This window comes from Chelatococcus caeni (genome assembly GCF_014196925.1).
GTDB classification, from domain to species: Bacteria; Pseudomonadota; Alphaproteobacteria; order Rhizobiales; family Beijerinckiaceae; genus Chelatococcus_A; species Chelatococcus_A caeni.
Window position 1 is genome coordinate 75155 of sequence record NZ_JACIEN010000002.1, and the last position, 15151, is coordinate 90305.

The window sequence follows — 15151 nt, forward strand, 5'->3', positions numbered from 1 at the left end:
CTTCTCCCTCCCCCCCTTTGCGGGGGAGGGGTATCTCGCGCGCCGCACCGAACACTGAACAGACCTGCCAAGGACGAAACGCAGATGGCCAAGGATACAATGGGCGCCTTCAACTGGGCGGATCCCTTCCTGCTCGACGACCAGCTCACCGACGACGAGCGGATGATCCGCGACACGGCCCGCGCCTATGCGCAGGAGAAGCTGCAGCCGCGCGTGCTCGAGGCCTATGCGCACGAGAAGACGGACCGAGCCATCTTCAACGAGATGGGCGAGCTCGGCCTCCTCGGCGTCACCATCCCGGAGGAATTCGGCGGCGCGGGCGCGAGCTACGTGGCCTACGGCCTCGTGGCGCGCGAGGTGGAGCGCGTCGATTCCGGCTACCGCTCGATGATGAGCGTGCAGTCCTCACTCGTCATGCATCCGATCAACGCCTATGGCAGCGAGGAGCAGAAGCGCAAGTATCTGCCGAAGCTCGCTTCGGGCGAATGGGTCGGCTGCTTCGGCCTCACGGAGCCCGACGCAGGCTCCGACCCCGGCGGCATGAAGACGCGTGCCGAGAAGATCGATGGCGGCTACCGCCTCATCGGCTCGAAGATGTGGATCTCCAACTCGCCCATCGCCGACGTCTTCGTGGTCTGGGCGAAGTCCGCCGCCCATGACAACAAGATCCGCGGCTTCGTGCTCGACAAGGGCCTCAAGGGCCTCTCGGCGCCGAAGATCGGCGGCAAGCTCTCGCTGCGCGCCTCCATCACCGGCGAGATCGTCATGGACAATGTCGAGGTCGGCGAAGAGGCGCTGCTGCCGAACGTCTCGGGCCTTGCCGGGCCCTTCGGCTGCCTCAACCGCGCGCGTTACGGCATCTCCTGGGGCGCCATGGGCGCGGCGGAGGACTGCTGGCACCGCGCCCGGCAGTACACGCTCGACCGCAAGCAGTTCGGCCGGCCGCTCGCCGCCACGCAGCTCATCCAGAAGAAGCTCGCCGACATGCAGACTGAGATCGCGCTCGGCCTGCAGGGGTCCCTGCGCGTCGGCCGCCTCTTCGACGAGGGCCGCATGGCGCCGGAGATGATCTCCATCGTCAAGCGCAACAACTGCGGCAAGGCGCTCGACATCGCCCGCATGGCGCGCGACATGCACGGCGGCAACGGCATCCAGGAAGAATACCACGTGATGCGCCACGCCCAGAACCTCGAGACGGTGAATACCTACGAGGGGACCCACGACGTGCACGCCCTCATCCTCGGCCGGGCGCAGACGGGCATCCAGGCGTTCTTCTGAGGTGGACGCCGAGCGGCAGAGGATCCCTACCCGTCTCTGTCCTGCGGGCTGATCCACCCTCCCCCAAAGGGGATCGAAGCGCGAGCGAATGGAGCTGGCCGTGGGCGGGGATGACGAGGCGGTGACCGGGAACGTTGATCCCTCCCCTCAAGGGGAGGGTGGCCGGCGCGCAGCGCCGGACGGGTGGGGTCACCGCTCGCGCACGGACCTTCCGAACCATGTTCCGCGTGGGCTTCGCAAGCGCATGACGCCGCAGGAGGTCAAGCTGTGGAACTGGCTGCGGGAGGAGATCGTGCCGACGGGGCATCATTTTCGGCGGCAGGTTCCCATGGGCCGATACGTCGTGGATTTCGCCTGCCTCAAGCAGCGACTGGTCGTCGAGGTCGACGGCGATCAGCATGGACGGGATGATCATCGTGCAACGGACTGCGCGAGAGATGCCTATCTCGCGAGCCTCGGCTTTCGTGTCTTGCGTTTCTCGAACCAGGATGTCGACCGTGAGCGACGGGTGGTGATGGATACGATTTACGCGGCCCTGACCGTAACCCCACCCGTCTCGCGCCTGCGGCGCGATCCACCCTCCCCTCAAGGGGAGGGATCAGTGCCGCGCGCCCCCGAGAGCCGCGACGCCAGAGAAGGGCCCGACACATGACCACCCTCCCCCTTCAGGGCCTCAAGGTTCTGGAACTCGCGCGCATCCTCGCCGGGCCGTGGATCGGCCAGCAGCTCGCCGATCTCGGCGCCGATGTCGTCAAGGTCGAGCGGCCGGGCAGCGGCGACGACACGCGCGGCTGGGGGCCGCCCTTCGTGCCGGCGGCCGACGGCGGCGACCTGTCGGCGGCCTATTTCCATGCCTGCAACCGCGGCAAGCGCTCCATCGCCGTCGATTTCGAGACGGAGGAGGGGCGTGCAATCATTCGCCGCCTCGCGGCCGAGGCCGACGTCCTCATCGAGAACTTCAAGGTCGGGGGCCTCAAGAAATACGGGCTCGACCACGAGAGCCTCAAGGCCGTCAACCCGCGCCTCATCTATTGCTCGGTCACCGGCTTCGGCCAGGACGGGCCGTACCGCGAGCGGGCCGGCTACGACTTCATGATCCAGGGCATGGGCGGGATCATGGACCTGACCGGCGCGCCCGACGGCGAGCCGCAGAAGATCGGCGTCGCCTTCGCCGACATCTTCACCGGCCTCTATTCCACCATCGGCATCCTCGCCGCCTTGCGCCGGCGCGACATGACGGGCGAGGGCGGGCATGTCGACATGGCGCTGCTCGACGTGCAGGTGGGCGTGCTCGCCAACCAGGCGATGAACTACCTCGTCTCGGGCAAGGCACCGCGCCGGCTCGGCAATGCCCATCCCAACATCGTGCCCTACCAGGTCTTCGAGGTGGCGGACGGGCACGTCATCGTCGCCGTCGGCAATGACGGGCAGTTCCGCCGCTTCTGCACCGTCATCGGCATGCCGGCGCTCGGCGAGCAGAGCGAATACGCCACAAACAAGGCGCGGGTCGAGAACCGTGGCGCCCTCGTCGCGATCCTCGCCGGCGCGTTGAGGCGTCTCAAGCGCGACGATCTGCTTGCCCGCCTCGAGACCGAGGGCGTGCCGGCCGGGCCGATCAACTCGGTGGCGGATGTTTTCGCCGACCCGCAGGTGATCGCCCGCGGCATGCGGGTGGACCTCCCCTGCCCCGAGGCCGAGGGCGGCACGATCCCGACCGTGCGCTCGCCCATCGTCATCGACGGGGCGCCGATGGTCGCCGGGCGGCCCTCGCCGCGGCTCGGCGCCGATACCGAGGACGTGCTCAACGATCCGGCCTGGGGCGCAGAGGCACCCCGCCAGCAACAGGGATGAAGCCATGAACGCGCGCACCGGCGGGCAGATCCTCGTCGACCAGCTTCTCGTCCACGGTGTCCGTCACGCCTTCTGCGTGCCGGGCGAGAGCTATCTCGCCGTGCTCGACGCGCTGCACGATGCGTCGATCGACGTCACCGTCTGCCGGCAGGAGGGCGGAGCGGCCATGATGGCCGAGGCCCACGGCAAGCTCACCGGCCGGCCCGGCATCTGCTTCGTCACGCGCGGGCCGGGCGTCACCAACGCCTCGCCGGGCATCCATATCGCCAAGCAGGATTCGACGCCGCTCATCGTCTTCGTCGGCCAGATCGAGCGCGGCATGCGCGAGCGCGAGGCCTTCCAGGAGCTCGACTACCGCGCCGTCTTCGGCACCATGGCGAAGTGGGCCACCGAGATCGACGATGCCGCGCGCATTCCGGAGATCGTTGCGCGCGCCTTCCGCGTCGCCACCTCCGGCCGGCCGGGGCCGGTCGTCATCGCGCTGCCGGAGGACATGCTGGTCGAGACGGCCGCGGTCGCCGATGCCCTGCCCTACGAGCCGGTCGAGACGCATCCCGCCCTCGCCCAGATGGCGGAGCTGCAGAAGCTCCTGTGGGCGGCGAAGGCGCCGCTCGCCATTCTCGGCGGCACGCGCTGGAGCGAGAAGGCGGTGGAGCGCTTCGTGCGCTTCGCCGAGCGCTTCGACCTGCCGGTCGCCGTCTCCTTCCGCCGGCAGATGCTGTTTCCCGCCGACCACCCGAACTACATCGGCGACATCGGCTTCGGCGCGAACCCGGCGCTCGTCGCTCGGGTCAAGGCGGCCGACACCGTGCTCCTCGTCGGCGGACGGCTGTCGGAGGTGCCGAGCCAGAGCTACTCGCTCCTCGGCATCCCCGAGCCGGGCTGCACGCTCGTCCATGTGCACCCGGATTCCGGCGAGCTCGGCCGCGTCTATCGCCCGGCGCTCGCCATCAACGCCTCGCCCTCGGCCTTCTCGGCCGCGCTCGAAGGCCTGCAGCCGCCGAAGGCGATCGGCTGGGGCGGCAACCGGGAGGAGGCCCGCGCGGCCTATCTCGCCTGGAGCGATCCGGCGCCCGTGCGCACGCCCGGCACCCTGCAGATGGGCGCGGTGATGGCCTACCTCGAGGAGAAGCTGCCGGCTGACGCCATCATGTGCAACGGCGCCGGCAACTACGCCATCTGGCTGCATCGCTTCCACCGCTTCCGGCGCTTTGGCACGCAGCTCGCGCCAACCTCCGGCTCCATGGGCTATGGCGTGCCGGCGGCGGTCGGCGCCAAGCGGCTCCATCCGGAGCGCACCGTCGTCGCCTTCGCCGGGGACGGCTGCTTCCTGATGAACGGGCAGGAATTCGCCACGGCCGTGCAATACGACCTTCCCATCGTGGTCATCGTCGTCGACAACGGCATCTACGGCACGATCCGCATGCACCAGGAGCGGGAATATCCCGGCCGCGTCTCGGGGACGATGCTGAAGAACCCGGATTTCGCGGCCTACGCCCACGCCTTCGGCGGCCACGGCGAGCGCGTGGAGCGCACGGAAGAGTTCGCCCCCGCCTTCGAGCGGGCGCTCGCCTCCGGCAAGCCGGCGATCATCCACTGCCTCATCGACCCGGAAGTCATCACTCCGGCGACGACGCTCTCCGCCATCCGCGAGAAGGCGCTCAAGGCGAAGGGGTGATCCGGCGTTGAGGCGGTCGTTCAGATCGTCTCAACGCCGGGTTCATCGCCTCGACGAGCGACAGCTTCCACGCCCGGCGCCAGCGCTTGAGCGAGGCTTCGCGCTGGCGCGCCTCGCCAATCGACCGGTAATGTTCACACCAGACGAGCCGATCGACGCCGTAGCGGCGGGTGAAGCCCGGCACGGTCTTCTGCTTGTGCTCGAAGATGCGGCGGGCGAGGTTGTTGGTGACGCCGACGTAGAGCGTGCCGTTACGGCCGCTCGCGAGAATATAGACGGTGTAATTGTCCATACGAAATTCGGAGCTGCGCAATTCTTTGCGCTGGACCCGGATCGCATTCCGCTTCGCTGCATGCGTCCGGGGAACGAGCGCGTGAATATGCGATAAGCTTGCACCGAAACGGACACGTAACGCAAACGAACGATCGTATATGAGAACACCCTCGTGCCCCGGGCGCGCCGCAGCACGAAGTGATGCGGTGCAGAACCGGGGCCCAGAGATTGGCTCAATAAGCGAGCGAGCCGCGTTCCTCGGGCTTGACGCTCACGCCGCCTTCGCCTGCTCCAGGCGCTTGCCGACAAGCCCCCGCAGGGCCCGCAGGTCCTTGACGAAGAGGCGGATGCCCTCGGAGAGTTTTTCGGTGGCCATGGCGTCCTCGTTGAGGAGGAAGCGGAAGCTCTTCTCGTCGAGGGTCATCTTCGCCGGAGCCTCGCCGGCATTGGCGGGGTCGAGCTGGCGCGGCAGCGGGCCCTCGTCGGCGGCGAGCTGGTCCATGAGGGCGGGGCCGATGGTCAGCCGGTCGCAGCCGGCGAGCGCCTCGATCTCGCCCGTGTTGCGGAAGGAAGCGCCCATGACAACGGTCTTGATGCCGTGGGCCTTGTAATAGGCGTAGATGGCGCGCACGGACTGGACACCGGGATCGGTCTCGGCCGTGTAGGGGCCGCCGCCGGCCTTGACGTGCCAGTCGAGGATGCGGCCGACGAAGGGCGAGATGAGGAAGACGCCGGCATCGGCGCAGGCGGCCGCCTGTACGAGTGAGAACAGCAGCGTCAGGTTGCAGTCGATGCCCTCGCGCTGCAGCACCTCCGCGGCGCGGATGCCCTCCCAGGTCGAGGCGACCTTGATGAGGATGCGGTCGCGCGAAACGCCGCGTGCCTCGTAGGCGGCGATGAGCGCCCGCGCCTTGGCGATCGAGCCCTCGGTGTCGAAGGACAGGTCCGCGTCGACCTCGGTGGAGACGCGGCCGGGCACGATCTTCGTCAGCTCCGCGCCGAAGGAGACGGCAAGCCGGTCGCAGACCGCAGCGGTGACCGCCTCGGCGGAGCCGGCCTGCTTGCGGCCCCAGTCGATCGCCTCGTCGAGCAGGTGGCCATAGGCCGGGGTCTCGACGGCCTTGAGCAGCAGCGTCGGGTTCGTCGTGCAGTCCTGCGGCTTGAGGCGTCGCACGGCCTCGATGTCGCCCGTGTCGGCGACGACGACCGTCATCGCGCGCAGCTGGTCGAGCTTGGAGGGCATCGGTCTTCTCCCGTCAGTTTCTCACTGCGGTTGGATCACAGATACCCATAGGCCTTCAAGACCTCCGGCAGCCACATCGTCGTCGCAGGCACGAAGGTGATCAGGGCGAGCACGAGGAAGAGCGGGATCAGGAAGGGCACCACGGCCTTGACGCAATCCTCGAAGGAGATGCTGGCGACGCGCGAGAGCACGTAGAGCACCATGCCGACCGGCGGCGTCAGCAGGCCGATCATCAGGTTGAGCACCATGATGATGCCGAAATGCACGGGGTCGATGCCGAGCGTCAGCGCGACCGGCAGCAACACCGGCGTCAGGATGGTGATGGCCGCGATGGTCTCCATGAAGCAGCCGACGACCAGCAGGAAGACGTTGATCAGCAGCAGGAAGGTGACGGGATCGCTGGCGACGGCGAGGATCCAGGCACCGAGCGCCTCGGTGGTGCGCGTCGTGGTCAGCACCCAGCCGAAGATGGAGGCGCCGGCGACGATGAAGAGGACGACCGCCGTCGTCTCGATGGTGTCCATCGTCACGCGCACGAACTGGCGCAGGGACAGGACCGAATATTTCGCCGGTCGGCCGAAGGCGACCATGGCGAGGTTGAGGACGCGGTGGATGACGACCGAGAGCAGCAGGGCGTAGGCGCAGGCGAAGACCGCCGCTTCCGTCGGCGTGAAGATGCCGAAGCTCATGCCACCGATGATGATGGCCGGCGTCAGCAGCGGCAGGAAGGCGTCGACGAAGGTGACGCCGAGGCGCCTGACCGAGAAGCGGGCATCGGCGCCGATCTTCTTGCGATGGGCGTAGATGGCGACGGTCGCCGAGAGGAAGAGCGCCATCAGCAGGCCGGGCAGGATGCCGGCAACGAAGAGCGCGTTGATCGAGGCATTGGCCACGACGCCGTAGATGACGAGCGGCAGCGACGGCGGAATGATGGGTCCGATCGTCGAGGAGGCGGCGGTGATGCCGACGGCGAGCTTGGCGTCGTAGCCGTGGTCGCGCATCGCCTTGATCTCGATGGTGCCGAGGCCGCCGGCATCCGCCACCGCGGTGCCCGACATGCCGGCGAAGATGACCGAGCCCGCCACGTTGACATGGCCGAGGCCGCCCTTGAGCCAGCCGACGGCCGCGGTGGCGAAATCGAAGATCTGCTTGGTGATGCCGGCCGAGTTCATCAGGTTGCCGGCCATGATGAAGAAGGGCACGGCGAGCAGCGGGAAGGAATCGACGCCGTTGACCATGCGGTGGATCACCGTGATCTCGGGCGCGATGCCGGACAGGAAGATGTAGAGCAGGGACGAACCGGCCAGCGCCACGGCGATTGGCACGCCGAGGATGATCATGGCGAAGAGCGCGACGAACATGAGGGCGATCAACATACGCGCTGGCCTCCAGTGGCGGGGGTCACGGCCGGGTCATCGATTGAAAGGGCGGGATGTCAGTCGAGGATGGCACCCGAGGTCTCATCCTCGAGCTTCCCCTTGAGCCGCTGCACGAAGCGGATCGCGGCATGGACGGTCATGGCCGCAAGGCCGGCGGACACGACCCAGTAGATGACCGATTTCGGGATATCGACCGAAACCATGTAGCCGGGCGCGCGGGCGCCGAGCTCGTAGCCGTACCAGGCCATGGCCCCGCAGAAGAGGGTGACGAGCCCGTCGATGATGACGAGCGTCCAGTGCCGCACCGCCTTCGGCGCCAGCGTGATCACGGCCTCGACGGCGATGTGCGAGCCCTTGCGCATGGCCGTCACCGAGCCGATGAAGGTGACGGCGATGAGCAGGTAGCGGGCGATCTCCTCGGTCCAGCCGTAGGAATCGTTGAGGACGTAGCGCGTCCAGAACTGCAGCAGGACGACGGCGAAGAGCGCCCAGTAGATCAGGAAGACGATGCCGTCCTGCGGGCGCAGGTCGTCGAGCGGCACGCGGCTTTCCTGCTCGCGCCACTGCTCGAACATGGCCTCGGTCGTGTCGACCTCCGGACTGTCCTTGTCGTTCGATTGCGTCACGCGTCGCCCCCGCATCCGGCGTTCGGGAAGCCCGGCGCCGCGCGCCGGGCCGTGCGGGCCGGGGCGCGGCAGCGCCCCGGCGTCGTCTCGTCAGTTCGAGGCCGCGAGGCCCTGCAGCTTGTCGTAGGTGGCCTTGTCCCAGGTGGCGTCCGGCCCGGAGTGCAGCTTGACGGTCGCCTCGCGGAAGGGCGCGCGGTCCACCTCGACCACGTTCTTGCCCTGGTCCTTGAACCAGGCGACGAGATCCTTCTCGGCCTGGACGATGTCGTCCGTGCACTTGTCGGCCGCCTCCTTGAGGATGGCGAACAGCGTCGTGCGCTCCTCGTCGCTCAGGCGCTGCGCCGTGCCGCTCGAGACGATGGTGAGCAGGGCGTCGGTGATGTGGCCGGTGAGGATGATGTTCTTCTGGACCTCGTAGAACTTCTTGGCCTGGATGGTCGGCAGGGGGTTCTCCTGCGCGTCGGCCACGCCCTGGGAGAGGGCGAGATAGACCTCGGCGAAGGCGATCGGCGTCGGGTTGGCGCCGACGGCGCGCGGGAACATGGTGTAGAGCGGCGCGTCGGGCACGCGGATCTTGAGCCCCTTCATGTCCTCCGGCTTGTTGATGTCCTTGTTCGCCGTGACGTGGCGCTCGCCGTAATAGGTGAGGGTGACGACGTCGTGGCCCGTGCGCTTCTTGTAGCCTTCGCCGAGCTCCTTGAAGAGGTCGGAATTGCGGAAGGCATTCCAGTGCGCGAAATCGCGGAACATGTAGGGCGCGCCGCCGATGGCGAGCGGGCCGTAGGCGCGGCCGGCGAAGAGCTGGCCCGTATAGATGATGTCGACGGTGCCGAGCGACAGGCCCTCGTTGATGTCGGATTCCTTGCCCAGCGAGGAGGCCGGAAACACCTCGATGGCATATTTGCCGTTGGTGCGCTTCTTGAACTCCTCCCCGGCCCACAGGGCCCACTTGTGATAGGGCTCGCTCGCCTCGTAGACGTGGGCCCACTTGAGGGTCGTCTGGGCGGCGGCGGGGCCGGCGAGGCCGAAGGATGCGGCAAGGGCGAGCGCGCCGAGGGCGGCGCGGCGGGTCAGATCCATCATTGTCTCCTCCAGAATGCGATCCGCCGGTCTGCGCCGGCTTTCAGCTGAGCGATTTAAAGGCTCTCTGAATCGTTTAAATCGGTGTGAAGCGAAAATGCAAGCTGCTTCACACGGCATGCACAAGGGCCCCGCAACGCTCAGGCGGCGCCCGCCTCGACCTCGTCCTGCGGCATCAGGACGGCCCGCGCCGCCTTGGCCTCGCGCACGAGGAAATCGACCGTCGCCCGGACGCGCGCGACGTCGCGCAGATCGGCGTGGACGATCAGCCAGAAGGAGCGCACCAGCTCGACCTCGCGCCGCAGCACGGGGACGAGGCGCGGATCGCCCGCGGCCATGAAATCGGGCAGCACGCAGAGGCCGGCGCCGGCGATGGTCGCATGCATCTGCGCGATGAGGTTCGAGCTCTGCAGGCGCGGCCTGAGGCCCTTGGCGATGTCGTCGAGATAGTCGAGCTCGGGCGTGAAGATGAGGTCGTCGATATAGCCGATGAGCTGGTGCTCGAAGAGGTCCTGCGGCGCGGCGATGGCCGGGTGGGCGGCGAGATAGGCCGGCGCCGCGTAGAGGCCGAGGCGGTAATCCGCCAGCTTGCGGGCGACGATCTTGCCCTCCTTCGGCGGGTTCAGGGAGATGGCGATGTCCGCCTCGCGCTTGGAGAGCGAGAGCAGCCGCGGCATGGCGACGAGCTGGATCTCCAGCTCCGGGTAGCGCTCGGCGAGCTGGCCGATGCGCGGGGCGAGAAAGAAGGTGCCGAAGCCGTCCGGAGCGCCAATGCGCACGGTGCCGGACAGGGCAAGGTCCGCTCCGCCGATCTCGCTCTGCGCCGCGAGCGCCTCGCTCTCGATGGTCTCCGCCTTGGCGAGCAGGCGCTCGCCGTGCTCGGTGAGGGCATAGCCCTGTGGCCGGCGCTCGAAGAGCTTGGCCTTCAATGCATCCTCCAGCGCCGTGATGCGGCGCGACACCGTCGCATGGTCGGCCCCGAGCCGCCGCGCCGCCACGGTGAGGCGGCCCGCGCGAGCCACGGCGAGGAAGAAGCGAAGGTCGTCCCAGTCGAAGCGATTCATGCCCAGCTTGCCTCCCGTTTTGGTATCTTTGCACGCACCGGATTTGAAATGTCCTATAGTCGTGCGCGAATGACAATGGTAGTGCGGAAGGACCGACGGAACGTCATCGGCACGTTGGCTTTCGCCGATTTCGCTCCCACTATCGAAGACAAGGGCCGGCGCCGGCCGATGCGAGGGAGCGCTCCGGCGCCCCTTCCCGCAAGGCATCGCGCCCAGCGCCGGCACAGCAGAACAGAACCGGCAGAGCATCGGAGAACGCAAGATGCGCACGATCGGACATTTCATCGGGGGGCGCGAGGTCGAAGGGCAATCGGGACGTTTCGGCGACGTCTTCACGCCCATGACGGGTGAGGTCGGCGCCAAGGTCGCCCTCGCCTCGGCGGCCGAGGTCAGGGCCGCCGTCGAGAATGCCAGGGCGGCCCAGCCGGCCTGGGGCGCGACGAACCCGCAGCGCCGCGCGCGCGTGATGATGAAGTTCCTCGAACTCGTCCAGCGCGACTACGACAGTCTCGCCGAGCTGCTCGCCCGCGAGCACGGCAAGACCATTCCCGACGCCAAGGGCGACATCCAGCGCGGGCTCGAGGTGGTCGAGTTCGCCTGCGGCGTGCCGCACCTGATGAAGGGCGAGTACACCGAGGGCGCCGGCACCAACATCGACGTCTATTCCATGCGCCAGCCGCTCGGGGTGGTGGCCGGCATCACGCCGTTCAACTTCCCCGCCATGATCCCGATGTGGAAGTTCGCGCCGGCCATCGCCTGCGGCAACGCCTTCATCCTGAAGCCTTCGGAGCGCGACCCGGGCGTGCCCATGCGCCTTGCCGAGCTGATGATCGAGGCCGGGCTGCCGGCAGGCATCCTCAACGTGGTCAACGGCGACAAGGAGGCGGTCGACGCCATCCTCGACGATCATGACGTCATGGCGGTCGGCTTCGTCGGCTCGTCGGCGATCGCCCAGTACATCTATTCGCGCGGCTCGGCCAACGGCAAGCGCGTGCAGTGCTTCGGCGGCGCCAAGAACCACATGATCATCATGCCCGACGCCGACATGGACCAGGCGGTCGATGCCCTCATCGGCGCCGGCTACGGCTCGGCCGGCGAGCGCTGCATGGCGATCTCCGTCGCCGTGCCCGTCGGCCAGGCGACGGCGGACCGGCTCGTCGAGAAGCTCGTCCCGCGCGTCGAGAGCCTCAAGATCGGCCCCTCGACCGATCCGAGCGCCGACTACGGCCCACTCGTCACCAAGGCCCATCTCGACAAGGTAAAGTCCTATGTCGAGCTCGGCATCGCGGAAGGGGCGAAGCTCGTCGTCGATGGGCGCAACTTCACGCTGCAGGGCTACGAGAACGGCTTCTACATGGGCGGGTGCCTGTTCGACCACGTGACGCCGGACATGCGCATCTACAAAGAGGAGATCTTCGGCCCGGTCCTGTCCATCGTGCGCGCCCACAACTACGAGGAGGCGCTCAAGCTGCCGTCCGAGCACGAATACGGCAACGGCGTCGCCATCTTCACCCGCGACGGCGACGCGGCGCGGGATTTCGCCGCCAAGGTCAATGTCGGCATGGTCGGCGTCAACGTGCCGATCCCGGTGCCGATCGCCTATTACACCTTCGGCGGCTGGAAGCGCTCGGGCTTCGGCGACCTCAACCAGCACGGGCCGGATTCGATCCGCTTCTACACCAAGACGAAGACCGTGACCTCGCGCTGGCCCTCCGGCGTCAAGGAGGGGGCGGAGTTCGTCATCCCGACGATGAATTGATGCTGCGGCCGGCGGCATGACCTGCCGCCGGCCATATGCTATCATTTTTGATAGCATTGGAGTGTCAGATGGGGCAGGTGCTCATCCGCAACCTCGACGACGAGGTGATCGAGGGATTGAAGGTCAAGGCCCGCCTGGCAGGCGTCTCCTTCGAGACCTTCATGCGTGATGCCCTCAAGGCGATTGCGCCCCTGTCCGCCGACGAGAAAGTCGCGCTCATCGAGGAATTCCGGCGCCAGCACGGACCGCTCGGGATCAGGACGCCTCCCGAGGATCTCATCCGCGAGGAGCGCGAGCGGCGATGATCGTGGTCGATGCGAGCGCGGCGATCCGATGGTTCATGCCGGCCGATCCCGGCGGCGAGGTCTACGGATTGCCTCGCACGCCGGCGGCCCTCGTCGCGCCCGATCTCTTCATCGCCGAAATTCGCAGCGCAGCTCTCCGCTATGTCCGCAAGAAGGAGCTTACGCGCGATGCCGCGATGGCGATGGTGGAGACGATCGACCGTCTGATGGCGGGATACGTCCCGCTGCAGGAGTTGCGCGACGCGGCCTGGACGATGGCTCTGGCCTATGACCATTCGCTCTACGACTGCTTCTATGTCGAGCTCGCCCGCAGCATGGGCTCCTATTTGGTCACGGCGGACGGCCATCTCATCCGCAAATTCGCAGGCTCACCGCTGGCGAGCCATATCGTACACCTCACCGACTGGCGCCCCGAGCAACGGCCATGACCCAGTTCACCCTCAACGACGACCAGATCGCCATTCGCGACATGGCGCGCGATTTCGCCGCCCGTGAGCTTGCGCCCCATGCCGTACGCTGGGACGAGGAGAAGCACTTTCCCGTCGACGTCATCCGGGAGGCCGGGGGGCTCGGCATGGGCGGCATCTATGTGCGCGAGGATGTCGGCGGCTCCGGCATGACGCGGCTCGACGCCGCGCTCATCTTCGAGGCGCTGGCCACCGGCTGCCCCTCGGTCGCGGCTTATATCTCCATCCACAACATGGCGACCTGGATGATCGACCGCTTCGGCGACGACGAGCAGCGCCGGCGCTTCATCCCGAAGCTCGCGGCGATGGAGCATCTCGCCAGCTATTGCCTGACCGAGCCCGGCGCCGGCTCCGACGCTGCGGCGCTGAAGACGCGCGCCGTGCGCGACGGCGACCATTACGTGATCGACGGCGTCAAGCAGTTCATCTCCGGCGCCGGCACCTCGGACATCTATGTCGTCATGGTGCGCACGGGCGAGGCCGGCCCCGGCGGCATCTCCACCTTCGTCGTGGAGAAGGACACGCCCGGCCTCTCCTTCGGCGCCAACGAGAAGAAGATGGGCTGGAACGCGCAGCCGACGCGGCAGGTCATCCTCGAGAACTGCCGGGTGCCGGCGGCGAACCGGCTCGGCGACGAGGGCATCGGCTTCAAGATCGCCATGGCCGGGCTCGACGGCGGGCGGCTCAACATCGGCGCCTGCTCGCTCGGCGGCGCCGAGGCGGCGCTCGACAAGAGCCTCGCTTATATGCGCGAGCGCAAGGCCTTCGGCCGCAGCCTCAGCGATTTCCAGGCGCTGCAGTTCACCCTCGCCGACATGGCGACCGAGCTCGAGGCGGCCCGCACCTTCCTGTGGCGGGCGGCGGCGGCGCTCGATGCGCGCGATCCGGAGGCGACGCGGCTCTGCGCCATGGCCAAGCGCATCGCCACCGACCGCGGCTTCGACATCGCCAACCAGGCGCTGCAGCTGCACGGCGGCTACGGCTATCTCGCCGACTACGGCATCGAGAAGATCGTGCGCGACCTCCGGGTCCACCAGATCCTCGAGGGCACCAACGAGATCATGCGCCTCATCGTGGCGAGAAGCCTCGTCGGGCGCGGCAGCGGCAACTGAGAACAAGCCCGCCGAGAGCGCGGGCAGGGAGGAATCCATGACCACCATCGCCTTCATCGGCCTCGGCCACATGGGCGGCCCCATGGCCGCCAATCTCGCCAGGGCCGGCCACAAGGTCCTCGGCTATGACCTCGTCGCATCTTTGCGCGAGGCTGCGGCCGAGGACGGCGTCACCATCACGGCGAGCGCGGCGGAGGCCGTCGCGGCGAGCGAAGCGGTCGTCACCATGCTGCCGGCGGGCAAGCACGTCATCGCCGTGTGGAAGGAGATCCTGCCGGCGGCGAAGGCCGGCACGCTCTTCATCGATTCCTCGACCATCGACGTCGAGAGCGCGCGCCGCGCCCATGCCATGGCGCACGAGGCGGGGATGGACGCGATCGATGCCCCGGTCTCGGGCGGCGTCGGCGGGGCGAAGGCCGGAACGCTGACCTTCATGGCCGGCGGCACCGACGGCGCCTTCGCGCGGGCCAAGCCCATCCTCGAGGCCATGGGCAAGCGCATCGTGCATTGCGGCCCGGCCGGCAACGGCCAGGCGGCCAAGATCTGCAACAACATGATCCTCGGCATCTCGATGATCGGGGTGTGCGAGGCCTTCGCCCTCGCCGAGAAGCTCGGCCTCTCGCACCAGGCGCTGTTCGACGTCGCCTCCACCTCCTCCGGGCAGTGCTGGTCGATCACCACCTATTGCCCGGTGCCGGGCCCGGTACCGGCGTCGCCGGCCAACAACGGCTACCGGCCAGGCTTTGCGGCCGACCTCATGCTGAAGGACCTGCGGCTGTCGCAGGATGCGGCGCTGGCGAGCGGCGCGGCAACGCCGCTCGGCGCCGCCGCGGCTCAGCTCTACGCCCTCTATGCCGGCGCCGGCCACGGCGGGGAGGACTTTTCCGGCATCATCCACTTCCTGCGCGGGCTCGCCGGCGTGGAATCGACGAAAGCATAAGGCCGGTCCGGCCATCCGGCCGCATCGCGGCGGCGAGTGTTGCATTCGCCCTACAGCATCACAGCGGCAGTCACGCTAGCGTGACCGAAATTGCGG

Annotated in this window: 15 protein-coding genes; 9 read left to right on the top strand and 6 right to left on the bottom strand. The window is 67.9% G+C overall.

Annotated features, from left to right (window positions below; translation table 11 throughout):
- Window positions 1-84: 84 nt before the first annotated feature.
- The 4 genes from GGR16_RS09060 (at window position 85) to GGR16_RS09075 (ending at window position 4807) form a co-directional block, all read left to right on the top strand.
- Window positions 85-1278 (top strand): acyl-CoA dehydrogenase, encoded by a 1194-nt coding sequence (locus tag GGR16_RS09060; protein WP_026015603.1) that lies wholly within the window; start codon window positions 85-87, stop codon window positions 1276-1278.
- Between the two features lie 88 nt (window positions 1279-1366).
- Window positions 1367-1930, top strand: coding sequence for an endonuclease domain-containing protein (locus tag GGR16_RS09065; RefSeq protein ID WP_019404836.1), 564 nt, complete (start codon window positions 1367-1369; stop codon window positions 1928-1930).
- Window positions 1927-3129 (top strand): CaiB/BaiF CoA transferase family protein, encoded by a 1203-nt coding sequence (locus GGR16_RS09070; RefSeq protein WP_019404835.1) that lies wholly within the window; start codon window positions 1927-1929, stop codon window positions 3127-3129. The genes GGR16_RS09065 and GGR16_RS09070 overlap by 4 nt, the downstream gene beginning before the upstream one ends.
- A gap of 4 nt (window positions 3130-3133) precedes the next feature.
- Window positions 3134-4807 (top strand): thiamine pyrophosphate-binding protein, encoded by a 1674-nt coding sequence (locus GGR16_RS09075; protein WP_183316410.1) that lies wholly within the window; start codon window positions 3134-3136, stop codon window positions 4805-4807.
- Here GGR16_RS09075 and GGR16_RS09080 read toward each other — a convergent pair.
- The 6 genes from GGR16_RS09080 to GGR16_RS09105 all read right to left on the bottom strand — a co-directional run bounded on the left by GGR16_RS09080 (window position 4791) and on the right by GGR16_RS09105 (window position 10472).
- Window positions 4791-5099 carry a GIY-YIG nuclease family protein gene (locus GGR16_RS09080; protein WP_183316411.1) on the bottom strand — a complete coding sequence of 103 codons (309 nt, stop codon included), beginning with the start codon at window positions 5097-5099 and terminating at the stop codon, window positions 4791-4793. The genes GGR16_RS09075 and GGR16_RS09080 overlap by 17 nt on opposite strands.
- Before the next feature lie 252 nt (window positions 5100-5351).
- Window positions 5352-6323, bottom strand: a complete 972-nt coding sequence (gene tal, locus GGR16_RS09085) for a transaldolase (protein ID WP_183316412.1) — start codon at window positions 6321-6323, stop codon at window positions 5352-5354.
- Window positions 6324-6358: 35 nt separating this feature from the next.
- Window positions 6359-7699, bottom strand: coding sequence for a TRAP transporter large permease (locus GGR16_RS09090; RefSeq protein WP_183316413.1), 1341 nt, complete (start codon window positions 7697-7699; stop codon window positions 6359-6361).
- 59 nt (window positions 7700-7758) lie between these two features.
- Entirely contained in the window at window positions 7759-8328 is a 570-nt protein-coding gene (locus GGR16_RS09095) for a TRAP transporter small permease subunit (RefSeq protein ID WP_183316414.1), read from the bottom strand.
- 90 nt (window positions 8329-8418) lie between these two features.
- Window positions 8419-9408 (bottom strand): sialic acid TRAP transporter substrate-binding protein SiaP, encoded by a 990-nt coding sequence (locus GGR16_RS09100; RefSeq protein ID WP_019404830.1) that lies wholly within the window; start codon window positions 9406-9408, stop codon window positions 8419-8421.
- Between the two features lie 140 nt (window positions 9409-9548).
- A complete protein-coding gene (locus GGR16_RS09105; RefSeq protein ID WP_019404829.1) occupies window positions 9549-10472 on the bottom strand; it encodes a LysR family transcriptional regulator in 924 nt (307 codons plus the stop codon).
- A gap of 262 nt (window positions 10473-10734) precedes the next feature.
- On the opposite strand from GGR16_RS09105, the gene GGR16_RS09110 reads away from it, so the two are divergent.
- The 5 genes from GGR16_RS09110 to mmsB all read left to right on the top strand — a co-directional run bounded on the left by GGR16_RS09110 (window position 10735) and on the right by mmsB (window position 15055).
- Complete coding sequence (locus GGR16_RS09110) at window positions 10735-12231, top strand: CoA-acylating methylmalonate-semialdehyde dehydrogenase (RefSeq protein WP_019404828.1); 1497 nt, start codon at window positions 10735-10737, stop codon at window positions 12229-12231.
- A 68-nt stretch (window positions 12232-12299) separates the two neighbouring features.
- Window positions 12300-12536, top strand: coding sequence for a FitA-like ribbon-helix-helix domain-containing protein (locus GGR16_RS09115; protein ID WP_183316415.1), 237 nt, complete (start codon window positions 12300-12302; stop codon window positions 12534-12536).
- Entirely contained in the window at window positions 12533-12964 is a 432-nt protein-coding gene (locus GGR16_RS09120; RefSeq protein ID WP_183316416.1) for a type II toxin-antitoxin system VapC family toxin, read from the top strand. Before GGR16_RS09115 ends, GGR16_RS09120 begins: the two co-directional genes overlap by 4 nt.
- Window positions 12961-14115, top strand: coding sequence for an isobutyryl-CoA dehydrogenase (locus GGR16_RS09125; protein WP_183316417.1), 1155 nt, complete (start codon window positions 12961-12963; stop codon window positions 14113-14115). The genes GGR16_RS09120 and GGR16_RS09125 overlap by 4 nt, the downstream gene beginning before the upstream one ends.
- Window positions 14116-14152: 37 nt before the next feature.
- Complete coding sequence (mmsB, locus tag GGR16_RS09130) at window positions 14153-15055, top strand: 3-hydroxyisobutyrate dehydrogenase (RefSeq protein ID WP_183316418.1); 903 nt, start codon at window positions 14153-14155, stop codon at window positions 15053-15055.
- Window positions 15056-15151 lie beyond the last annotated feature (96 nt).